This window comes from Comamonas sp. GW821-FHT11H03 (assembly GCF_058807955.1).
Genome location: NZ_JBXARF010000002.1, coordinates 282129 through 304384 on the forward strand (window position 1 = coordinate 282129; position 22256 = coordinate 304384).

At 62.5% G+C, this 22256-nt stretch carries 20 protein-coding genes; 12 read left to right on the top strand and 8 right to left on the bottom strand.

Annotated features, from left to right (window positions below):
* The first annotated feature begins 10 nt into the window (after positions 1–10).
* Entirely contained in the window at positions 11–1327 is a 1317-nt protein-coding gene (gene hisD / locus AC1RTQ_RS05760; protein ID WP_492874669.1) for a histidinol dehydrogenase, read from the top strand.
* 197 nt (positions 1328–1524) lie between these two features.
* Positions 1525–2376 (top strand): hypothetical protein, encoded by an 852-nt coding sequence (locus tag AC1RTQ_RS05765; protein WP_492874670.1) that lies wholly within the window; start codon positions 1525–1527, stop codon positions 2374–2376.
* 57 nt (positions 2377–2433) lie between these two features.
* Here the strand turns inward: AC1RTQ_RS05765 and AC1RTQ_RS05770 are convergent, their stop codons facing one another.
* A complete protein-coding gene (locus tag AC1RTQ_RS05770; RefSeq protein WP_492874671.1) occupies positions 2434–2748 on the bottom strand; it encodes a DUF2917 domain-containing protein in 315 nt (104 codons plus the stop codon).
* A 152-nt stretch (positions 2749–2900) separates the two neighbouring features.
* Here AC1RTQ_RS05770 and AC1RTQ_RS05775 point away from each other — a divergent pair, with 152 nt between their 5' ends.
* From AC1RTQ_RS05775 to AC1RTQ_RS05810, 8 genes are all read left to right on the top strand, one after another.
* Positions 2901–4337: an aminotransferase-like domain-containing protein gene (locus AC1RTQ_RS05775; RefSeq protein WP_492874672.1), complete on the top strand. Its 1437-nt coding sequence runs from the start codon at positions 2901–2903 to the stop codon at positions 4335–4337.
* 52 nt (positions 4338–4389) lie between these two features.
* The gene (locus AC1RTQ_RS05780; RefSeq protein WP_492874673.1) at positions 4390–4662 is read left to right on the top strand and encodes a hypothetical protein; all 273 of its coding nucleotides are present in this window, start codon (positions 4390–4392) and stop codon (positions 4660–4662) included.
* Complete coding sequence (locus AC1RTQ_RS05785) at positions 4659–5099, top strand: PIN domain-containing protein (RefSeq protein ID WP_367882844.1); 441 nt, start codon at positions 4659–4661, stop codon at positions 5097–5099. Before AC1RTQ_RS05780 ends, AC1RTQ_RS05785 begins: the two co-directional genes overlap by 4 nt.
* A 69-nt stretch (positions 5100–5168) precedes the next feature.
* Positions 5169–6287: a histidinol-phosphate transaminase gene (gene hisC, locus AC1RTQ_RS05790; RefSeq protein ID WP_492874674.1), complete on the top strand. Its 1119-nt coding sequence runs from the start codon at positions 5169–5171 to the stop codon at positions 6285–6287.
* Positions 6284–6907 (top strand): imidazoleglycerol-phosphate dehydratase HisB, encoded by a 624-nt coding sequence (hisB, locus tag AC1RTQ_RS05795; protein WP_003058637.1) that lies wholly within the window; start codon positions 6284–6286, stop codon positions 6905–6907. The genes hisC and hisB overlap by 4 nt, the downstream gene beginning before the upstream one ends.
* 81 nt (positions 6908–6988) lie before the next feature.
* On the top strand, positions 6989–7657 hold the full coding sequence (gene hisH, locus AC1RTQ_RS05800; protein WP_492874675.1) for an imidazole glycerol phosphate synthase subunit HisH: 669 nt from the start codon (positions 6989–6991) through the stop codon (positions 7655–7657).
* A gap of 110 nt (positions 7658–7767) precedes the next feature.
* Positions 7768–8511, top strand: a complete 744-nt coding sequence (gene hisA, locus AC1RTQ_RS05805; protein WP_302092213.1) for a 1-(5-phosphoribosyl)-5-[(5-phosphoribosylamino)methylideneamino]imidazole-4-carboxamide isomerase — start codon at positions 7768–7770, stop codon at positions 8509–8511.
* A complete protein-coding gene (locus tag AC1RTQ_RS05810; RefSeq protein ID WP_492874676.1) occupies positions 8504–9370 on the top strand; it encodes a D-hexose-6-phosphate mutarotase in 867 nt (288 codons plus the stop codon). Before hisA ends, AC1RTQ_RS05810 begins: the two co-directional genes overlap by 8 nt.
* Before the next feature lie 133 nt (positions 9371–9503).
* On the opposite strand, the gene AC1RTQ_RS05815 is transcribed toward AC1RTQ_RS05810, so the two are convergent.
* The 7 genes from AC1RTQ_RS05815 to glmM form a co-directional block, all read right to left on the bottom strand.
* Positions 9504–10373 carry an alpha-amylase family protein gene (locus AC1RTQ_RS05815; protein ID WP_492874677.1) on the bottom strand — a complete coding sequence of 290 codons (870 nt, stop codon included), beginning with the start codon at positions 10371–10373 and terminating at the stop codon, positions 9504–9506.
* A gap of 47 nt (positions 10374–10420) precedes the next feature.
* Positions 10421–12055 (bottom strand): DUF2334 domain-containing protein, encoded by a 1635-nt coding sequence (locus tag AC1RTQ_RS05820; protein WP_492874678.1) that lies wholly within the window; start codon positions 12053–12055, stop codon positions 10421–10423.
* Between the two features lie 38 nt (positions 12056–12093).
* Positions 12094–12411 carry a hypothetical protein gene (locus AC1RTQ_RS05825; protein ID WP_492874679.1) on the bottom strand — a complete coding sequence of 106 codons (318 nt, stop codon included), beginning with the start codon at positions 12409–12411 and terminating at the stop codon, positions 12094–12096.
* A gap of 102 nt (positions 12412–12513) precedes the next feature.
* Positions 12514–15264, bottom strand: a complete 2751-nt coding sequence (locus tag AC1RTQ_RS05830; protein WP_492874680.1) for an NfrA family protein — start codon at positions 15262–15264, stop codon at positions 12514–12516.
* A 10-nt stretch (positions 15265–15274) separates the two neighbouring features.
* A complete protein-coding gene (gene nfrB / locus AC1RTQ_RS05835) occupies positions 15275–17497 on the bottom strand; it encodes a cyclic di-3',5'-guanylate-activated glycosyltransferase NfrB (protein WP_492874681.1) in 2223 nt (740 codons plus the stop codon).
* The gene (wecB, locus tag AC1RTQ_RS05840) at positions 17484–18665 is read right to left on the bottom strand and encodes a non-hydrolyzing UDP-N-acetylglucosamine 2-epimerase (protein ID WP_492874682.1); all 1182 of its coding nucleotides are present in this window, start codon (positions 18663–18665) and stop codon (positions 17484–17486) included. Before wecB ends, nfrB begins: the two co-directional genes overlap by 14 nt.
* Before the next feature lie 166 nt (positions 18666–18831).
* Positions 18832–20166 (bottom strand): phosphoglucosamine mutase, encoded by a 1335-nt coding sequence (gene glmM, locus AC1RTQ_RS05845; RefSeq protein WP_492874973.1) that lies wholly within the window; start codon positions 20164–20166, stop codon positions 18832–18834.
* Positions 20167–20953: 787 nt separating this feature from the next.
* On the opposite strand from glmM, the gene hisF reads away from it, so the two are divergent.
* Together hisF and hisI are read left to right on the top strand one after the other, a co-directional pair.
* Positions 20954–21754, top strand: coding sequence for an imidazole glycerol phosphate synthase subunit HisF (hisF, locus tag AC1RTQ_RS05850; RefSeq protein ID WP_003058607.1), 801 nt, complete (start codon positions 20954–20956; stop codon positions 21752–21754).
* 70 nt (positions 21755–21824) lie between these two features.
* Positions 21825–22253: a phosphoribosyl-AMP cyclohydrolase gene (hisI, locus tag AC1RTQ_RS05855; RefSeq protein WP_255538961.1), complete on the top strand. Its 429-nt coding sequence runs from the start codon at positions 21825–21827 to the stop codon at positions 22251–22253.
* Positions 22254–22256 lie beyond the last annotated feature (3 nt).

Genomic DNA, 22256 nt, shown 5'->3' on the forward strand with positions numbered 1-22256 from the left:
GGTAAATACTATGGAATTCGTAGCTGCTCCCGCCCGTCTTTCAACCGCTGATGCCCAGTTCGAGCATGATTTTGCGCAGCGTCTGCATTGGTCGGCGGACACGGACGCGGCCATCGAGCAGCGGGTGGCCGACATCCTGGCCGATGTACAGCAGCGTGGCGATGCCGCCGTACTGGAGTACACGGCACGCTTTGACGGCCTGCAGGCCGATTCCATGGCGGCACTGGAGCTGACCAAGCAGGAGCTCAAAGCCGCCTTCGACGGCCTGCCAGCTGCCGAGCGCGAAGCGCTGCAGTCGGCAGCGCGCCGTGTGCGCAGCTATCACGAGGCGCAGAAAAAGGCCAATGGCGAGAGCTGGAGCTACCGCGACGAAGACGGCACGCTGCTGGGCCAGAAGGTCACGCCGCTCGATCGCGTGGGCATCTACGTGCCCGGCGGCAAGGCGGCCTACCCGTCTAGCGTGCTGATGAACGCCATTCCCGCCCATGTGGCCGGTGTGCCCGAGATCATCATGGTTGTGCCCACGCCTAAGGGTGAGAAGAACCCGCTGGTGCTGGCCGCCGCCTATGTGGCGGGCGTGACGCGTGCCTTCACCGTCGGCGGTGCCCAGGCCGTGGCGGCCCTGGCCTATGGCACGGCCACCGTGCCCAAGGTGGACAAGATCACCGGCCCCGGCAATGCCTATGTGGCCAGCGCCAAGAAGCGCGTGTTCGGCATTGTCGGCATCGACATGATTGCCGGTCCTTCGGAAATTCTGGTGCTGGCCGACGGCACGACCCCGCCCGACTGGGTGGCCATGGATCTGTTCAGCCAGGCCGAGCACGACGAGCTGGCCCAGTCCATCTTGCTGTGCCCCGATGCGGCCTATATCGATGCCGTTCAGGCCGCGATCGACCGCCTGCTGCCCGAGATGCCGCGCAAGGCCATCATCGCCAAGAGCCTGAGCGACCGCGGCGCGCTGATCCTGACCAAGGACATGGAAGAGGCCTGCGCGATCAGCAACCGCATTGCGCCCGAGCACCTGGAAGTCTCCAGCCGAGACCCGCACCGCTGGGAGCCTCTGCTCAGGCACGCCGGCGCCATCTTTCTGGGCGCATATACGTCGGAGAGCCTGGGCGACTACTGCGCAGGCCCGAATCACGTGCTGCCCACCAGCGGCACTGCGCGCTTTTCCTCGCCGCTGGGGGTGTACGACTTCCAAAAGCGCAGCTCCATCATCGAAGTCAGCGAGGCCGGTGCCCAGATCCTGGGCAAGACCGCTGCCGTGCTGGCCTATGGCGAAGGCCTGCAGGGCCACGCCAGGGCTGCCGAAATGCGCCTGAAGTAAATCCGCCGGCGCTTGTACATCAGCCGTGGCTTGCCCACGGCTTTTTTCATTTCCGGGCGGCTCTGAATGTCCCTCGTCTCGGGGCAAATCATCTCCAGATGTTTCCTTGCGCGGGAAAGAGCGGATTTGCGGTGACACTCGGCGGGCTGCGACGCAGCGAAGCATTCAATTGCCAATCACAACAAGGGAGCGTGAAGATGAGTCAAGTCGTGAGTTTCTGGCGCGGAGGCGGCTGGCGGCTGCTGGGCGGATTGCTGCTGGTCGCGGGACTGGCCGCCTGCGGTGCACCGCCTTCGGCGCAGGACGCCTTGCAGGTCGCACAGAGCGCATCGGCAGCGCCGCGCACGCCCAGGGTCGAGTCCACACTCGGCACGCAATGGGGGGAAGGGCGCGAGTCCGTCACCAAGGTGGTGCGAGCATCTCGCCTGACGCCAGAGCGTCCACGCGATGTGGGCCAGCTGCGCTATTCGGACGAGCACAGCATTCTGCGTGCGCTTGGCAACTCCGCTGAGCGGCAGACCAATGCGTTGCTGGCCGATGGCGATGTGGAGTTGCAGGTGCTCGGCGGAAGCGGATCGGTGCTGCGCATTTTCTCCACGCGCGGAGCCAGGGACTTCCATGTCGCGGGCAGCCATGGCGAACGCTATGAACTGCTCTACATCAACCGCAGCAATCGCTTCTATGAAGTGGTGGCGACTGTCGATGGACTGGATGTGCTGAGCGGTCAGCCAGGCAGCGTGAACAGTGGCGGTTATCTGCTGCGCCCGGGCGAGCGGCTGGTGATTGACGGCTTTCGCAAAAGCGACCGCGAGGTTGCGGCATTTCGCTTTTCTGACAAGGGTAGGGCCTATGCCAACAATACGCCCGCAGGCGATGCGCGCAATGTGGGGGTGATTGGTACGGCGCTGTTTGATGTGCGCCTGGACGAGCGTGACCCGGATCTGCCTCGCCGCCCTGCACCCGCGGTGGAACTGCGCGATTCCCGTGACCCCAGCGCCTTCCCGGCGGATGGCCGGCAGTATGCGCCGCCGCCGCAGTATCGACGCTGAGACCGTTTTCTTTTCTGTTGAAGGCCCGGCTCTGCTGGGCCTTTTTTATGCACAGCTTCAGGCCGTCGCTGCTGCTGGCAGTGCTGGTGCAGCAGGGGCCGCTGAGGTGCGCTTGCCGGTGTTGCTCCAGCGCAGGGTCGCCGGCTGTGAGCCTTGCGTGCCAAGATACAGCCGGGCCGGTCCGTCAAAGCGCAGCGATTCACCGGCTTGCACAAAGTAGTCCCTGGGCTGTCCCTCGCAGGTCAGCCAGACAATGCCGCTCTGTGTCTGCAGCCACAGGCTTTGACCGGCGCTCAGGTGCATGGTCCGCACCGATGCTGCGGCCTGCAGGGACATGGTGTTCCACGAGGAATAAGTGAGAGCTGAGTTCATGCTTCGACTGTGCAAAACGCAGATCTGTACCACCAGCCACAGCGGCAGCCGATCTGGATGAGTACAGATGACTGCAGCCTTGCATCTGTACTGACCGTTCTGCCGCTCATCTGTGCTGTATGTGCTTGCCCGAGCCAGTACAGAATCCCGTCATGGATTTTGACGCGTCGACACCGCTATATCTGCAGATCGCTGGGCAACTGAGTCAGGCCATACGTCAGGGGGCGCTGGCCCATGGGCAAAAACTACCCTCGGTGCGCATGCTGGCTCGGCAGTACGGTGTGGCGCAGACCACGGTGGTGCAGGCCTATCACTGGCTGGAGGATGCACGGCAGATCACGGCACGCCCGCGTTCGGGTTTTTTCGTGACGCCACGTGCCGTGCAATTGCCCGAACCCAAGATTTCCCGGCCCATGCGCCGCCCTCGCACCGTATCGCTGGACTGGCTGGGGCAGCGCGTCCTGGGGCGGGAACAGCCCGAAGGCATGGTGTCGTTCAGCAGCGGCACGCCCGGCATCGACCTGCTCAACCCCGACCGCGTGCGCCGCGCGCTGACCCGTGCCGTGCAAAAGCACCGCCATCTGCTGTGCACCTATCCAAGCTCGGACGGTCATGAAGAGGCACGCCGCGCGCTGGCGCGCTATGCCGTGGGGCTGGGCTGCAGTCTGGACCCGGAGCGCATTCTCATCACCGGCGGATGCATGGATAGCGTTGCCCTGTGTCTGCGTGCCGTGACCCAGCCTGGCGATGTAGTGGCCCTGGAGTCGCCCACGCACTTTTCGTTTCTGGAGGTGCTGCAGGCCTTGCAGCTGAAGGCTCTGGAGATTCCCAGTCACCCACGCCATGGCCTGTCGCTGGATGCTCTGCAACTGGCGCTGGAAACCCAGCCTGTCAAAGCCTTGCTGCTGGTGCCCACGCTCAGCAACCCGCTGGGCAGCTGCATGCCCCAGGCCGAGCGCAAAAAGCTGGTGCAGCTCGCAGTTCAGCATGAACTGCCGGTGATCGAGGATGCCATCTATGTCGATCTGGCCGAAGGCGATGCTGCCCGGCGCAGCCTCAAGTCCTATGACGGCTCGGGCCAGGTGATGCTGTGCCACTCCTTTTCCAAAACGTTGGCGCCGGGCCTGCGCCTGGGGTGGCTGGAGGCCGGCCGCTGGACGGACAAGGTGCGCCATATCAAGGAGATGCAGGCTGGTGGTCAATCGGCGGTGCTGGAGCTGGCGCTGGCGGACCTGATCTCGCAGGCAGGTCACCATGCGGCCATGCGCCAGTTGCGTGCTGCCATTGCCGCTCGGGTCGAGCAGGCCAGGCAAGTGATCGCGCAGAGCTTTCCTCCAGGCACGCGGGTCAGCGATCCGCCGGGTGGGCTGCTGCTGTGGTTGGAGTTGCCGGCGCCACTGGATGCCGTGGCCTTGCATGAAGCCTGTCTGTCCCGGCAGATCCTGATCGCTCCTGGTGCGCTGTTTAGCGCCGCAGGACGCTTCAGGCAGGGAGTCCGTGTAGGCCTGGGAGGCGACTGGACGCCGCAGCATCTGCAGGCCTTGCGGCAGGTGGGGGAAGTGGCCTGTTCCATGCTGAGTTCGATGTGATGGCGATTCCCACGAATTTCGTGTAGCACGAATTTCGTGTACTATTCGACTCATGAAGAACGTCACCATCACCGTTGAAGACAGCGTGCTTGACTGGGCGCGCATTGAAGCGGCCAGGCGTGGCAGCAGTGTGTCGCGCATGCTGGGTGACTTCATGGCCGAGCTGATGCAGCGCGAGGATGCCTACGAGCGTGCCTACCTGGCCTGGCGCACGGATGAGCGCACCTGGCAAGCTGCCGGTCAGTCGGCAAAATCCCTGGCGCGCAGTGCCAGCAGCAAGCGTGCTGCCGTTCAAAGCAATGCCGAGACCGAGGTGGCAAAGTGAGTCCCGTGTTTGTCGACACCTCGGTGCTGATCGCCGCAGAAGATGCGGCCGGCGGCGCGCTGTATGCGGCCACGCTGCAATGGCTGGATCTGCTGTGGCGCAGCCGCAGCGGCCGCACCAGCAACCAGGCGCTGGTGGAGTTCTATGACCAGGCCACCACCGCAGCCCTGCCCCTGCCGCAGGGCGATGCCCGCGCCGCCATCCGTCGCTACCAGACCTGGACGCCCTGGAAGACCGACGCCGCCACGCTGGAGACCGCCTGGGCCGTGCAGGCCCGCCATGCGCTGGATTTTGGCGACTGCCTGGCCGTGGCCTGCGCCCAGCACAGCGGCTGCAACCAGATGCTGAGCCTGCACCTGCCCCATGGGGCAGAGTTTGGCGGTGTGACCGTGGTGCACCCGCTGCAGCAATCTGCCCGTGAGAATCTTGAGGCTTGAGCGCCACGACCGCAGCGACCCGTATCGACTGCATTGGCCAACGCAAGCCTCGTGTGAAGGAGTGAACCCATGACTGCTCAAGACATCCAGACCAAAGCCCTGCAACGCATCCGCGCCGATGTACGCGCCATGCAGGGCTACCATGTGCAGCCCGCGCAAGGCCTGCTCAAGATGGACACGATGGAGAACCCCTACCGTCTGCCGCCCGAGTTGCAGCAGAAGCTGGGAGAGCATCTGGGCGGCCTGGAAATCAACCGCTATCCTGGCGAGCGTCAGGAAGTGCTCAAGCAGATGCTGGCCGACTATGCCGGTGCACCGGCCGGCACCTCGGTGCTGCTGGGCAATGGCTCGGACGAAATCATCACCCTGCTGGCACTGGCCACGGCCCAGCCTTGCAACAATGCCCGCGCCAAGATGCTGGCGCCCATGCCGGGCTTTGTGATGTATCCGCTGTCTGCCAAGCTGCAGGGCCTGGATTTCGTGGGCGTGAATCTGACGGGCGACTTTGACCTGGATGTGCCGGCCATGCAGGCCGCCATTGCCGAGCACCAGCCTGCCATCACCTATATCGCCTATCCCAACAATCCCACCGCCACGCTGTGGGCCGAGGACAAGGTGCAGGCCGTGATCGATGCCGTGGCCGAGGTTGGCGGTCTGGTCGTGATGGACGAGGCCTACCAGCCCTTCGCCAGCCGCAGCTGGATCACCCGCATGAAGGCCGACCCCGCGCGCAACGCCCATGTGCTGCTGATGCGCACTCTGTCCAAGTTCGGTCTGGCCGGTGCGCGCCTGGGCTATCTGATCGGCCCTTCGGCCATCGTCAACGAGATCGACAAGGTGCGCCCGCCCTACAACATCAGCGTGCTCAACTGCGAGACGGCGATTTTTGCGCTGCAGCACGAGTCCCTGTATGCCGAGCAGGCCGCTGCCATCCGCGCCGAACGCCAGCCGCTGATCGATGCCCTTGTCGCGCTGGATGGCGTGCAAAAAGTCTGGCCCTCCGAAGCCAATATGGTGCTGCTGCGCGTGCGCGACGCCGGCAAGGCCCAGATCGAGATGAAGCAGCGCGGCGTGCTGGTCAAGAACGTATCGGCCATGCACCCCTTGCTGCACAACTGCCTGCGCCTGACCGTGGGCACCCGCGAAGAAAACGCCCAGATGCTGGCGGCACTGAAAGAAAGCCTATGAGCAATATCGTCCCCTCCATCGCCCAGAACCTGCCGCGCATTGCCGAAGTGCAGCGCAACACTGCCGAGACCCGCGTCGCCGTGCGCGTCAACCTCGACGGCACGGGCAAGGCCAGCCTGAACTCCGGCATCGGCTTTCTCGACCACATGCTGGACCAGATCGCGCGCCACGGCCTGATCGACATGGACATCGAATGCGCGGGCGATCTGCACATCGACGGCCACCATACGGTGGAGGACATCGGCATCACCCTGGGCCAGGCCTTCGCCAAGGCCATCGGCGACAAGAAAGGTATTCGCCGCTACGGTCATGCCTATGTGCCGCTGGACGAAGCCCTGAGCCGGGTCGTCATCGACTTCTCGGGCCGTCCCGGTCTGCACATGGATGTGAAGTTCACGGCCGGCAGCATCGGTCAGCTCGATACGCAGCTGGTCTTCGAATTCTTCCAGGGCTTTGTCAATCATGCCGGCGTGACGCTGCACATCGACAACCTCAAGGGCTTCAACGCCCACCACCAGTGCGAAACCATCTTCAAGGCCTTTGCGCGCGCCATGCGCTTTGCGCTGGAGCATGACGAGCGCATGGCCGGCGTGATTCCCTCGACCAAGGGTGCTCTGTAATCAGGAGCGTCTTTCGCTTGTTAACACTGAATTTCAGAGCTCTTTGTTTGTAAAAACCAATCTCCATAAGCGGTAGCTGCTATGAGTTTGAAGAACAACACCGTGGCCGTGGTCGATTACGGCATGGGCAATCTGCGCTCGGTCTCGCAGGCGGTGCGCACGGCCGCGGCCGATACCGGCTGCGACGTGGTCGTCACGGCCGATCCCGAGGTGGTCCATGCCGCCAGCCGCGTGATCCTGCCCGGTCAGGGCGCCATGCCCGACTGCATGCGCGAGCTGCGCGAATCGGGCCTGCAGCAGGCCGTGCTCGATGCGGCCGTCAACAAGCCGTTGTTCGGCGTCTGTGTGGGCATGCAGATGCTGCTCGATCACAGCGATGAAGGCGATGTGCCGGGCCTGGGGCTGATTCCCGGCAATGTGCGCAAGTTCGATCTGGAAGGCAGGACGCAAGCCGACGGCAGCCGCTTCAAGGTGCCGCAGATGGGCTGGAACCAGGTGCAGCAGACGCAGCAGGGCGGCAAGCCCCATGCGCTGTGGACCGGTATTCCCGACGGCAGCTTCTACTACTTTGTGCACAGCTTTTATGCGCAGGTGCAACAAAGCGCGCATTGCGCGGCCGAGACCGACTATGGCGGCCTCTTTGCATGTGCCGTCGCACGCGATAATATTTTCGCAACCCAGTTCCACCCCGAGAAAAGCTCGGACCAGGGACTGGCGCTGTTCCGCAACTTCCTGGGCTGGAAGCCCTAAAGGTCCACATTGAACAAGTCTTTGCGCGCATCGCAGGACTTATTCACTGTTAACCCGAGTTTTTTCAACCGGCCATTTCTGACGGCCAAACTTGCTAGCAGATCACCATCATGTTGCTCATCCCCGCTATCGACCTCAAGGACGGCCACTGCGTTCGCCTGATTCAGGGTGATATGGACCAGTCCACCACTTTCGGTGAAGATCCCGCAGCCATGGCCGCCAAATGGCTGGATGCGGGCGCCCGTCGCCTGCACCTGGTAGACCTGAACGGCGCCTTTGCGGGTCAGCCCAAGAACCTGTCGGCCATCAAGAGCATCCTCAAGGAAGTCGATGGCGAGATTCCTGTGCAGCTGGGCGGCGGCATTCGTGATCTGGACACCATCGAGCGCTACATCGATCTGGGCATCGAGTACCTGATCATCGGCACCGCTGCCGTGAAGAACCCCGGTTTCCTGCAGGATGCCTGCAGCGCCTTTCCCGGCCACATCATCGTGGGCCTGGACGCCAAGGACGGCAAGGTGGCGATTGACGGCTGGAGCAAGCTCACCGGCCAGGATGTGATCGAGACTGCCAAGCGCTTCGAGGACTGGGGCGTGGAATCCATCATCTACACCGACATCGGTCGTGACGGCATGCTCAGCGGCATCAACATCGACGCCACCGTCAAGCTGGCCCAGTCGCTGAAGATTCCGGTCATCGCCTCGGGCGGTCTGGCCGGTATGGCCGACATCGAAGCGCTGTGCAAGGTGCAGAACGAGGGCGTGGAAGGCGTGATCTGCGGCCGCGCCATCTATACCGGCGATCTGGACTTCGCCGCCGGCCAGGAGCGTGCGGACGAGCTCACGGGTGAGTGATTTGACGTTTGAGGCCCAGTCCGTTGACTGGAAAGGACTCCCTGCCATTGCTTTGAAGCTGGGTCAGGGGGATTCGGTGCTGATCTGTCTGCAGGGTGCCCAGGTGCTGTCCTGGATCGGCCGGGGGCAGGAGCGCCTGTTCCTCAGTCCCAGGGCCGCCCATGATGGCCAGAGCGCCATTCGCGGCGGCATTCCGGTCTGTTTCCCCCAGTTCAATCAGCGTGGTCCCTTGGTCAAGCATGGCTTTGCGCGCCTCAGCCACTGGCAGGCCGATGCCGCTCGCCCATTGGGCGAGGATGGTGTGCAAATCTCCTTGTGCCTGACGGACAGCGAAGCATCGCGTGCGGTCTGGCCGCACGCCTTTGAAGCAGTGCTCACAATTCAGCTCAGGCCCGGCGCGTTGCGTGTGGAGCTGGCCGTGCATAACCGCGGCCGGCAGGACCTGTCTTTTTCCGCAGCCTTGCACGGCTATCTTCGTGTTGCGCAGCTCGAGCAGGCCAGCTTGCATGGCCTCGAAGGTTTGAGCTACTGGGATGCCGCTGCGGCTGAGCCGAACACCCATGTCACGCAGGAGGGTTGCGTCAGCTTCGGTGCGGAGACCGATCGCGTCTATCCACGTGCTGCTGCCGCCGTGCAACTGCAAAGCTCGGGGCAGCCCTGGCTGCGGCTTGCCCAGGATGCATCCTGGAGCGAAACCGTGGTCTGGAATCCAGGCCCCGCGCTGTGCGCCACGCTCAAGGACATGGAGGCCGACAGCTGGCAGCAGATGCTGTGTGTGGAGGCTGCGGCCATTGATGCGCCTGTGATTCTTGCACCCGAGCAGCGCTGGAAGGCGGCGCAGACCTTCGAATGCTTTTGAAGCGCTGAACGGCACGGGGTGATGCCACCCGGGTCTGGGCCTTTCCGTATGCGCAGCTCTGTGGGCTGTCAGCCTGCTCAGCCCTGTTGCCGGCTCCATGGGCCGCAGCTGTAGAAGCAGGGCGGACGGCGATTCATCGGGATTTGGTGCTCAGAGCATCCGCCAATGCATCAACCAGAGGCGGGCTCAGATAATGCGGGCCGTCGAATGCGAAGACCGTCCAGCCTTGGTAGGCCGCCAGCTGGGGCAGGAATTCCTCTGCCATGGCGCTGCGAAAGCCCCCGCCCGGCGCAGGCCGGAAGGCCTCGGCAATCACCCGTACCCGCGCCTGGCCCAGGTGGGCGGTCAGCATTTGCAGGTATTCGCGTGCCACGCTGGGAGTGCGCGCGTGCACGCCAACTCCATCCTGGAAAAACACGCCCACATCTTCAGGTATCCAGCGCATGATCCAGTCAACCAACGCCTGGGGACCCAGGTTGGCATTGTCATAGGCGCTGATCCACAGCGGACGCGGCAGCTTGTTGAGAACTTCGGTGAGAAGACTGGGCGCAGCCCAGGTCGGATCGACTTCGACCGGGAAGTACCAGCCGGCAACCCGCAGCGGCAGCGCTGTGATCGCCGCTTTCAAGGCATATGACTGCATTGCCAGATCCGCGAGACCGGCGCGGGCCTTTGCCTCGTCATGCATGCCGGCCAAGCCGAGAATCAGCTCCTGCGCCCAGGGTTCTGCAGCGATGCGCTCCCAGTCCGGGAGATTGCGGCTTATAGAGGGCAGGTAAGTGCCGGGCACCAGGCTCAGATTGTCCACGGCCGTCCATTGCACCAGCAGGCGGCGGATGCCCAGACGCTGCCATGGTCCATGGGGCCGCAGAGTATCGGCACTGGGCTGCCAGACCATGCCAGGCAGACGCAGATCGGGCTTGGCCTGTGCGTCAGGCAGGCTGCAGCTCAGCGCCCAGGCCAGGCCCAGTGCCTCGCGTCTGGTGCATTGTTCCATCGTCATGGCTATTGATCGAGCCGCTTTCTCCTTTCGGAGAAAGCGCTTTTCTTTCATGGCAGCTGGCTCGGAACCGTCCAGGTGAAGCCCAGATTGGAGATGCCGCTGACAAGGCTCTTGAAGTCCGCCAGGCCAGGGGTTCCAACCTGCGGCTCCAGCCAGAACGGGTGGAAGAAGAACGAGGCATAACCGTCACGTACCGTCTTCACATACTGGGCATTGGTGAGAATGTCCTGCCATGTGTAGTTGAAGGAGGAGGTCGGATCGATCAGGTGGATGTCATATTCGATGTTTCCCAGACTTTCCGGCAACACTTTCTGCCCGTAGTAGTCGGTCTTGATGGGGTAGGGGAAGATCTGGCCCACGGCAAAATCCTTCTCCACCGACGCAGTGAAATTGGGCTTGTCTGCGGTGTAGTACACCACGCGTTGATACGTCTTGGGGAAGACCTGCGTACTGGCCTTGGATGCCAGCGCCGAGGCCTGGTAGTGGGGGGTTTCCCAGGCGGTAGCGCGATATCCATTGAGAGACAGCTCCAGCAGGCCGGCCTGATAGCGTCCCAATGCCCAGTTGGTCGAGTCTTCCGGAAGGGGCTTGTTGTTGACAATGTCCCAGAACTCGTAGTCATCGCCACTCACTGCCGTATAGCGGTTGCGCACATTGCTGTACTGGTGCGTGTAGCCATGCATCACGATTTCGCCGCCGCGCACCAGCGCATAGTTGAGAGCTCTCTTCAGATTGGTCGCCAGTGACAGGGGCACCTGCATTGGTACTCCTGAGTTGTACACGCCAAGAGGATCTTTGTAGTACGGAATGGTCGCAATCGAAAACGGTATCCGTTGCAGGTAGAGGTAGTCCGTCAGCGATTTCATCGCTGTTACGCTGACATTGGCACTCACATCTTCAAGACGGACCATGGCCTTGTGGCTCTCGGCATGGTTCACCCCCAGCATGTCATGCAGCATGTCTGCCAGCACGAGATAGCGATCGCGCGGTCCGATATAGCTGAACGGCATATCCGCCACATACCAGAAGTTGCCCGACCTCACCACATAGGGCGCCTGCTCGCCGGTCTTGGGATTGGACATGGAGACCAGATTCTGGGCCTTGGTGGTGTCGGTGATGGCCGTCAGCCCGACATCGGGATCCGCATTCACGGCTCCGGTGCTGCTGTCGTATGCGTAGTATTTGATAAAGGGCAGGTTTTTGTAGGTGATGGTGTCAAAGAACCCCGGCGTGGTGTTGCTCGCAGTTGGCGCCGCATTGAGTCCTCGCAGCGCCGTCAGGTTGAAGCCATAGCGGGACTGGAAGCCGTAGGCCGGATCCCAGGCAAACTGCCAGATGTTGTACTTGAACCAGACGATGGTCTTGCTCGAGTTGGCGGCATCGGTCATGAAGGCGGCGGGAACCGGGTTGTCGTAATACGCGCCCAGATAGAACGTGGCGTCGTAGCCGCTTAGCTGGCCTGCCGTGTAGTTCTGCACCGGGACCATATCGACCTTGCTGTCGAAATGTCCCAGCAGGTTGCGCAGCATGATGGCATAGCCCATGCCGAGCTTGGTGTAGGCCGTATTGGGCGGCGCGTCATACAGGATCAGTGTGCGGGGACCTGTTTGCGCAAAGGCGCCAGGGCTCGCAAAGAGCATGGCCAGCAGCCATGCCCCAAGAAGGCGTCCTAGGGTTTTCATGAGACTCTCCTGAGATCATTACACGGTGAGGCTTATTGCTACTGGTCACGGAATGGACTGCCCGGATTGGGCTTGCCTTTCGGCGGATTGCCGGGGGAAGGGTTGCCAGGTTTGATAGGCGGCTCGTCCAGCGTGTCATCCCGTGTGAAATCCTTCTTGAAATGTCCTTTGTGGTGATGCGCACGTTCGTTGCGCTTGCGCTCTACGGGGGACGCACCGACATCCATGCGGATCTGGGCGCTTCCAGGTGGCAAGGGGGGCGGCATGACGTTGGAGGCCTGGGACCAGGTGGCCCAGCTCAGCAGCGCCAGCGCGAGCAGCGCGCGCGTGGCCTGCCTTTGATCATGGGAGTGCATGAGAGTCTCCTTTCTGGAGGGCAGAAAGAAAAAGTGTCAAACAGCACCATCTCCATAAACTTTAAAAATGGCGATGGGTTCGGGCCTTAAAGGCGTGCCTTCTCAAAACACCAGGGCGGCACGTAGAAACACGCCTTTCCCTCTGTCGTCCCCGGCAAGCCGGGCTCGATACTGCAGGGAGAGGTCGAGGTAGGAGCGAGGTGCATGGTCACGGTCCTCGCGGAACCAGAAACGCATGCTCACACCAACGCCAGCGCCAACCGAGCTTTGCTTGCCCGAGGCTGTGCGTTCAGAGTTGTAATCAGCGCCCAGGACTGCATGCGGAAACAGCACCAGTCTTGAGTCGCTCCCCCCCATTCGGAAACTGCGCCCTGCTTGGGCCTCGAACGTCGCGTAGTTCTGCTTGCGCTGAATGAAGCGACCTGCTTCGGCGTACATATTGAACGTGTTCCAGCTGGGCACATCCACGCGCAGGTCAGTGCCCATGCCGCCCGAATATCCCATGCGCAGCAACCAGTCGTTGCTGGACAGCGAGCCGATGCGCACGCGCCGTTCGGCCGCGAGTATGAGGTTGTAATCGCTCAGCGGCTTGGCTCGAATACCGATAGCACCCTGGGTGGTCTGGCCTCCCGTGGGCACATCGTGGCGGCTGTAGACCGTTTGCGCAGCGCCGCCGTACAGCTCCCAGAAGCGGCCGTCGCCGAACTTCTGCGGGCGCCAGTACACCTCGCTGACCAGCTGGGCCACGTCGCCATAGAGGCTGGGCTGGGCACCCGCCGCCCCCAGGGAAATTCCCCGATAGCCGAGCAAGGTGTTGATGCCCCAGGAGCGGTCCCGGTCGGCAACTTCACGCCGCGTCTCATATTGCTGCTGCGGCGTCATGGCGAGCCTGCCGTCATGTGCTGCGGCAATGGCCTGCTTGAAGTAGTCGATGGACTGCTCGTTCTCGGCCAGCCTGCTGGCCGCGTAGGCTCCATCGCGCAGCGCCGTGTCCGGCAGGCGGCTCTGGTCCCGTGCGCGGTTGAAGATGGACAAGGCACTGCGATCATCGCCCACGCGGACGGCCAGATAGGCCAGATTGGGGTCGGCGCTTTGCTGCAGCCCAGGCTCCGAGACGGCCTGGGCAAAGCGTGTTGCAGCCTCCTCGCGCCGTCCCAGTTGCAGCAGCAGATCCACTTCGCTGGACAGAGACAGGCCGCCCATCTGCAACGCCGTCCGTGCGTCGGCGTTGGCAGCCTCGGTCATGCCCTGCTCTTGGTGCAGACGGCTGCGCAAGGCCAGCACTTCGGCTGCATCGGGCTGAAGCTGCAGTGTTTGATCGGCCTCCTCAAGTGCCTGCGCCTTTTGGCCAGCAGCCAGCAATGCCTGCAGGCGAAGCTGACGGTAGGGTAGATGTCCGGGGTTGAGCTGCACGGCAGCCCCGGCCTTTTCTGCCGCCAAAGCATATTGCCCATCGCTGTAGGCTTGATAGGCTTCATGTGCGACCTTGTATGCCGGGTCTGGGGCCTCCTGCCCGGGCCAGATTTCGCAGCCGGGCACATCGCCGGCGCTGAAGCAGTTGACCAGGAGCAGTGGCAGCTCGTAGCTGCGTGACATGGTTGAGGTGCGCAGCGCCCTGAGCTGTTCCCGGCGGCTGTTGACGTCGGCATTGCTGTCCGCCTCCAGCGCCTGCACCAGCCGCTGGGCTCGTTCTGTCTGGCCGGCGGCCAGCGCCGCATCCAGGGCTATCACACCGTAGTTCTGCCGCTCCGAGCGCGACAGATGGGGGGCGGCAAGCGCTGCGTCGAAGGCCTGTTCGGAGGCCATGCCGCGACCTTGGACATGCAGGGCCACGCCCTGCAGTACCTGTAGTGCAGGATCATGCTGCAGCGCCAGCCCTTGCTCTGCCACGCGCTGTGCCTGGGCCGCTTGCCCATCCTGAAGCAGCAGGCCCAGCCATTGCAGGCGCGGCGCCAGCGCCTGCGGTGCCAGACGCACGCTGGACTCGGCATGGCGCAGGGCCTTGGCCATGTCGCCTTGCTCGCGGGCCTGCAAGGCCTGCTCGAAGGGCCGCAGGGCGCGGCGCTGACGTATGGATGTACGCAGCATCTGCCAATCGGAGTCCGATTGCAGTTGCTTGACCTTGTCCAGCCTTGTTGCCCGGGCCTCGGCCTCGTCGAAGCGTCCGTTCTCCACCAGCAGATAGACCAGCAGGCGCTGGTAGTCCAGACGCCCGGGGGCCGCCGCTACGGCCTGCCTGGCCAGAGGCAATGCAGCGGCAAAGTCGCGTCGCTCGGTGGCGGCATAGGCCTGGCTGGCCTTGGCGTAACCAGCAGGCATGGCCTGTGCTGCCGGGCTCTTGCGCGGGCGCGGCGTGTTGTCAGTTGCCGGTGCGGCAGCCTTCGCAGGCTGCGCTGTCGTGGCTGTTGCAGGCTCCGCAATGTCGGGTGTCTTGGACGCTTTCTGGGTGACGGGGGCCGGTACGGACTGAGGCTCGGGCTGTATGGCCGGAGCAGCGCCCTGGTGCATATCGCGCAGAGCCTGGGCCAGACGCGCATCGCCAGGGTGGCGCTGAAGCTGAGCTTTCAGTACAGCTTCGGCCTGTGCGGGTTGGCCAAAGCGGCGATGGGCTGCTGCCAACTGCAAGGCGAGCTCGGTATTGTCCGGTGCCAGACGCTGAGCCTGCTGCAGCTCGGAGATGGCGCGTTGGCCATCGCCGCGCGCCATGGCCTCATACGCCTTGTCGATCCGGGGGTAGACCTGAAAGCGCTGTCTGGGAGTGATATCCGGACCTAGATCCACCGTCTGCGCCAGACCATCGTATGGGGCGACGCATGCCAAGGAAAGAACCAGAATAGGACGAGAAAGCTTCATATATTGGCACCTAAGCAGCAACAGACACGATCGGGGCGGCATCAAGGCGGCGCAAAAGTTGCGCCATGGTGACCTGCAGCTGTTGCTGCAGTCGCAGTGCTTCATCCAGCGTGGCCTGCGTCAACGCCCCCTGGTTCACCAGGAACTGGCCCAGGCTCTCATCGCTTTGCTCATGTCTGAGCAGCAAGGCATTCAGCACGGCCGTGTCGATGCGGCCCAGGGCTTGAAGCACTTCGCCCAGCATCAGCTGCCGCGACACATAGAATTTCCACAGATCTTTCGCCTGTTCGGCGGAGACGCGTTTGCGCTCCACGGCCCAGGCCAGCAGTTCGCGAGCCGGCTCCCCGTGCTGCCTTGCATACAGACGCCGCAGCTCGACCGTGACCTCTCCCTTGGGGGCAATGAGGTAGCGCACAGGCCTGTCCAGCTTGCGCTCCAGGGCTGCATGCGAGACCGGGTCTATGACCGATTCGCTGGCCAGGATCAGTGTCTGTCCCTCCTCGCGCAGCGGCACCACGCTGTAATGCAGTGCCAGATGTGCCGGCAGCAGCGCCGCGATCTCGTCGGGGATCAGGCGCTCTCCCAGAAACTCCCATGAAACGCCGGCCTGTTGGGCCACTGCGGCGGCCAGCTGTGCGCTGCTGATCAGGTCCTTGTGCACCAGCGCACTGCCAAGGCGCAAGCCGGGAGTGGGGCGCAACAGGGCCTCCTGCAACTGGCTCTCGGTCAAGGCACCTTGTGCGATCAGTATCTGCCCCAGGGGCTGGCGCAGTCGGGGTCCCTCTCCCAGCATGGGAAAGTCATGGTCAGTCTTGGCCCAGGCCATGCGCCGGATATCCTTGGCCTGCAGCGCCTGGGCGATGGCTCGCCAATTGGCCAGAAAGTTCACTAAATTGCCCCAGAGCAGGCGCGGAAGCGACATCAATCCCTGGACGATGCCGTAGTAGCTGGTGACGAAGAACATGCGCTGGGCAATGCGGTTGAGCATCAGCACGAAGTTCGCGGCCAGCAGCGCATACAGCCACCAGTCACCCTGGAAGATGGAGAGAAACCGGTAGCTGTCCGGCACCAGGCGCTGGTAGAGCCAGATGGCAATCAGCTGCATCGCCAGCAGCATGGCCAGGAAGCTGGCGAAGTTGGTGAGAGCACCCTTGCGGTCACGCCAGAGAAAATAGTTCAGCACGCCGCTCTTGGTCCAGCGCAGGGTCTTGAAACCCTGGATCACGATGCCCGTGATCCAGCGGGACTTCTGTCGCACCGCCGCATTCAGCGTATCGGGAAAGAACTCCCGCACGCAGATGACGCTGGCTTCACGCGCGCTGCGTCCGCGTCGGCGTGGCTGGTCGGGATCGGCCGGCTGGTCCGCATCATGCACGGGAAAGCGCACGAAGATCTCGCGCATACCCAGCTGCTTGAGCCGGAAACCGATGTCGTAGTCCTCGGTCAGGCTCTGGGTATCGAAGGCCGTGCCATCGCCCAACTCCAGCAGCGCCGTGATGGCGCGGCGGCTGAAGCAGGTGCCGACCCCGGCGCTGGGCACCTGACCCACCAGGGCCTCGCGCACCACGATGTCCTTGGCATGCAACTCGGCAAACTCGTCCAGATAATGCCCGCCGGTAAATTCGCGCAGCGGCCGCTCCAGGGGGTAGACCGGCAGCTGGATCAGATCCTTGCGACCCACGAGGAAGTTGAACAGTCTCAGCTCCAGCCTGGACAGCACGTCTTCCGAGTCATGCAGGATGAAGCCTGCAAACACTATGCCCGAGCGCTGCTCGAACTGGAAGATGGCATCGAGCACATTGTTGAGGCAGTCGGCCTTGCTGGTCGGCCCGGGGCGTGCGCAGACCACGCTGTGCACATTCGGGAAATGGGCTCTTACCTGTTCCACATCGGCGTGTGTCTGGGGGTCGTTGGGGTAGGTGCCGATGAAGATGTGGTAGTTTTCATAGTCCAGTGTGGTGGCCGCCAGCTGCGCCATCTTGCCGATCACGCCATGCTCCTGCCAGGCGGGCACCATGATGGCCAGCGGCTTCTCGTCCACGCCGAGCAAGGCCTTGTAATTCATCTGCTCATGGCGCGAATACACGGTCAGTGCACGCCAGGCGCGCCGCCCCCAGTACATGAGGTCGATGAACAGATCGTCCAGTCCGCTGATGAAGATCACCACCGCAATGACGATGGCGATGCTCTTGAGGACATAGAGGTATCCGGTGAACAGGTCAAGCCAGGACATGAGGCGTCCTTTCTGCGGCTTTCTGTGCCAGGCCAGCTTGATCAGGCCTCAGCATCTGGTGCAGTCTTTTCACGGTGCGCTGTGCTGCAGTCCCGTCACCAAACGGGTTGCTGCTGGCCTGCATGCTCCGGTAGGCAGCATCGTCATGCATCAGGTGGCGCACGGACTGAACGATCCTGCTTCTGTCGGCTCCAACCAAAGCGGCGCAGCCGGCCTCCAGCACCTCGGGGCGCTCGGTCTCGTCGCGCAAGACCAGCACCGGAACCTTGAAGGTCGGCGCCTCCTCCTGCAGTCCGCCGGAATCGGTCAGCACCAGCCAGGCATCGGCCAGGGCCTGCTGCATGGCCAGGTAATCCAGCGGCTCGGTCAGCTTGACATTCGCAAGTCCGCCCAGCAGCCGGTATACGGGCTCCTTGACCACCGGATTGAGGTGGACCGGGAACAGCACCGGCATCTGGGGAAACTCGCGCGCGATATCGGCAATGGCTTCGCACACATGATCCACATCGGGGCCCCAGTTCTCTCGCCGGTGCATGGTCACCAGAATATGGCCCCGGCCCTGCATGCGGCGATGGATGTGGTGATGCTGGCTGGCCCAGAGCTGGGCATCGACGACGGTATTGCCGGTGAGCTCGATCTTTTCCTTCGCCACGTTTTCGCGCTCCAGTGCCTGCTGGGCTCTCAAGGTGGGGGCCAGATGCAGGCTGGCGATGCGCCCTATCATCTGCCGCAGACCTTCTTCCGGAAAAGGGCGGTGCAGGTTGTAGGTGCGCAGGCCGGCCTCGACATGGACGACCGGCACCTTCAGGTAGAAGCCTGCCAATGCCCCCTGAAACGCGCTCTCTGTGTCGCCCTGCACGATCACCGCCTCACAGCTCGTATCCGCCAGCACGGACTCCAACTGAGTCCGGCAACCTGTGGCGAATTCCAGCAGCGAGCTTCCTTGCCTTTGCAGCACATGATTGGGCTGGATATGAAAGCAATCCAGCATTTGCGCAGCCATGTCGCCATGCTGGCCGGTGTGCAGCCAGATGGGGCGGGCCCAGTGCGTCTGTTGCAGCGCGTGATAGACAGGGGCCAGCTTGATGATTTCGGGCCTGGTCCCGGACACGATGAGCAACTGCGCGATGTCTTGCTTGGCGTGAAGAGCCTCGGGGTCCTGATTCATGGCGTTCTCCCTTTGAGTCAATTGGTATCAGACTGTCTTCATTCGTACCTGCTCAAAATCATCTTTCACGCTCTGCTTCGGGTATGTCAGCCAGCTCCTCATGCTGGCCTCTATCGGTGCCGGCTGGCTTTCTCTGCTGCATGAGCGGCGCAGCCGCATCAGTGGGCTAACCGTCTCTGGCAGCCGTGACCAGTCGCTCGGCGCATCGGCTGGCCTGATCGCCATCTTGCGCTTCCACCATCACATGCAGCAGCGGCTCCGTGCCGCTGTGGCGCACCAGCACACGCCCGGTAGAACCCAGCTCGGCCTCGACCTGTGCCTGCACTCGTGCCAGCAACGCATTGCTGCGCCAATCCCGGTCTGGCGACCAGTGCACATTGAGCAATGCCTGGGGGTACAGCTGCACCGGCAGCAGCCATTGCGACAGCGAGCGGCCGGTGCGCACACACGCCTGCAATATCTGCAGCGCATTCACCAGACCGTCGCCCGTGCTGTGCCGGTCAAGGATCAGCAGATGGCCTGACCCTTCGCCGCCGAAGGTCCAGCCCCTGCGGCTGAGCTCTTCGAGCACGTAGCGGTCGCCGACCTTGGTGCGCATGAAGTCCACATCCAGCACCCCGAATGCCCGTTCCACCGCCATATTCGTCATCAGCGTGCCGACGGCGCCCGCAATGCTCTCGTCATGCTCCAGGCGGTCGGCGACGATCAGGTACAGCAACTCGTCCCCGTTATAGAGCCGGCCGGCGGCATCGACGACCAGCAGGCGATCCGCATCGCCATCCAGGGCGATGCCGAAATCCGCACCGCAACCAGAAACAGTCGTGGCCAGGAGCTCCGGATGGGCGGCTCCAGCCCCCTGGTTGATATTCATGCCATCGGGCGCGCAGCCTATGGCAACCACTTCGGCTCCGAGTTCATGAAAGACCATGGGTGCTATCTGATAGGCCGCACCATGGCCGGCATCGACCACGATCTTCAGTCCTCGCAAGGTGAATGCATGGTCGCAAGTGCTCTTGCAAAACTCGATATAGCGACCGGCGGCATCCTCCAGGAGCTGGGTCTTGCCGAGTGCGATCGCCGGGACCCAATGCGGCTCATCCAGCAGCATTTGCTCGACTGCCACCTCCCAGACGTAGGGCAGCTTGGTACCTTTGGCACTGAAGAATTTGATGCCGTTGTCCTCGAAGGTGTTGTGGCTGGCGCTGATGACCACTCCGAGACTGGCCCGCAAGGCCCGCGTGAGATAGGCCACCCCCGGTGTAGGCAGCGTCCCAAGCAGCACCACATCCACGCCAGAGGAATTGAAGCCCGACACCAGGGCGCTTTCGAGCATGTGCCCCGAGATGCGCGTGTCCTTGCCGATCAGCACCGTCGGGCGCTCTTCGTTGCGATGAAGCATGCGTCCGACGACATGGGCGAGATGCAGAGCAAAGTCCGGCGTGATGGGGAAATACCCAGCCCGCCCACGGATTCCGTCGGTACCGAAATATTGGCGTCTCATATCCATGCTGATCACCTGTGCCTGAATACATTGATCGAACGGGATGGGTTTCCGGGTTCGGTCAATTATTTATGGGGACAACACTGACAAAGTATTAAAAACTATTGATTTATTTTTTTCATAGTTTCACTAGCAAAAACAATCCGAACAAGAAGGCAGCGTAAAAAGAAACATCTTTTTACGCTATGAATATTTGGATGCCGAATTGGGGTTTTATACACAATATTTAAGGTATATCGCTTCCCGCTCGGGACTGCCTTGCATTGCTGTAAACCCTGGCGTCAGGCGGCTTGCCAAAGCCCGATCCGCAATAGATTTGCTTGTCACGCAGTCGTGTGCCGCTCTCGGCAGTGCCGCTTATCGCTGGCGTGGAGGTCGCTCATCGAGAATATCAGTGCCTTTATTTTTGGATCGCTTGTGGCACTCCTGCTCAGGAGCGGGCGATGGTCCTGTGTGCGCCAGTTAATCTGAGCCGGAATATTGATGCAGGAAAGAAATTGCGGCTGAAAGCAATAAATCCTGAGGCCGGCTCTGTGTTTGCTGTTATTTAATTGGGAGCACAGGGATTTTGTGCCGCTTTATGGATTGGGGCTGATGTCGAGTTGAAACGTTTCAACTCGCTCAGGCTGGATGCGCAATGCGACGGCTGTGGCCGGGCTGCGTGCCGCCGAAGCGGGGCGGCAATGCCATGGCAGCGACAAGGGCGCGCCGTCGGCAGATGCCCTGGGCAGCGGCGAGGCCGTGGTATCTTTGGCCTCCTTGTTCGTAGATATTCCGAGACTGGTCCATGCTTGCCAAACGCATCATTCCCTGCCTTGACGTGACCGGCGGCCGCGTGGTCAAGGGCGTCAATTTTCTGGAGCTGCGCGATGCGGGCGACCCGGTGGAGATTGCCGCGCGCTACAACGCCCAGGGTGCGGACGAGCTGACTTTTCTGGACATCACGGCCACCAGCGATGGCCGTGACCTGATCCTGCCCATCATCGAGGCCGTGGCTTCGCAGGTCTTCATTCCGCTGACCGTGGGCGGTGGCGTGCGCAGCGTGGAAGATGTGCGCCGCCTGCTCAATGCCGGAGCCGACAAGACCAGCTTCAACTCCGCCGCCATTGCCAACCCGGACACCATCAATGCCTGCAGCGACAAGTACGGCGCGCAATGCATCGTGGTGGCCATCGACGCCAAGCGCCGCACGCCCGAGGACGAGCAGCGCATCGGCCCCGGCGGCACGCCCATGGGGCCGGGCTGGGATGTGTACAGCCATGGCGGGCGCAAGAACGTGGGGCTGGACGTGGTGCGCTGGGCCGAGGAGATGGCCAGGCGTGGTGCCGGCGAGATCCTGCTGACCAGCATGGACAAGGACGGCACCAAGAGCGGCTTCGATCTGAAGCTCACGCGTGCCGTGGCCGATGCCGTGGCCGTGCCCGTGATCGCATCGGGCGGTGTCGGCAATCTGGAAGATCTGGCCGATGGCGTGACCATTGGCGGCGCCGATGCGGTGCTGGCCGCCAGCATCTTCCACTATGGCGAGTACACCGTGCAGCAGGCCAAGGAATGCATGCGCGCGCGTGGCATTCCCGTTCGCTTGTAATAGTTAATTTGAGAGCTGCTTGCGCAGGCTACAAGCGGATTTCAATATGTTTTGTGGTTGAAATTGGCTACTGGCCTGCGCTGGCAGCTATACAAAACAAAGGTCTGCAATGAGCTGGCTGGATCAGGTCAAATGGGATGCGCAGGGGCTGGTGCCCGTGATCGCACAGGAGCAAAGCAGCGGCGACGTGGTCATGTTCGCCTGGATGAACCGCGAGGCACTGGAAAAGACTGCCGAGCTCGGGCGTGCCGTCTACTTCAGCCGCTCGCGCAACAAGCTGTGGTTCAAGGGCGAGGAGTCCGGCCATGTGCAGACCGTGCACGAGATGCGCATCGACTGCGACAACGACGTGGTTTTGCTCAAGATCACGCAAGAGGGGCATGATCCCGGTATTGCCTGCCATACCGGTCGCCACTCCTGCTTCTACAGCGTTTTCAAGGACGGACAGTGGCTGGCTGTCGATCCGGTCTTGAAAGATCCTGCTTCCATCTACAAATAAAGT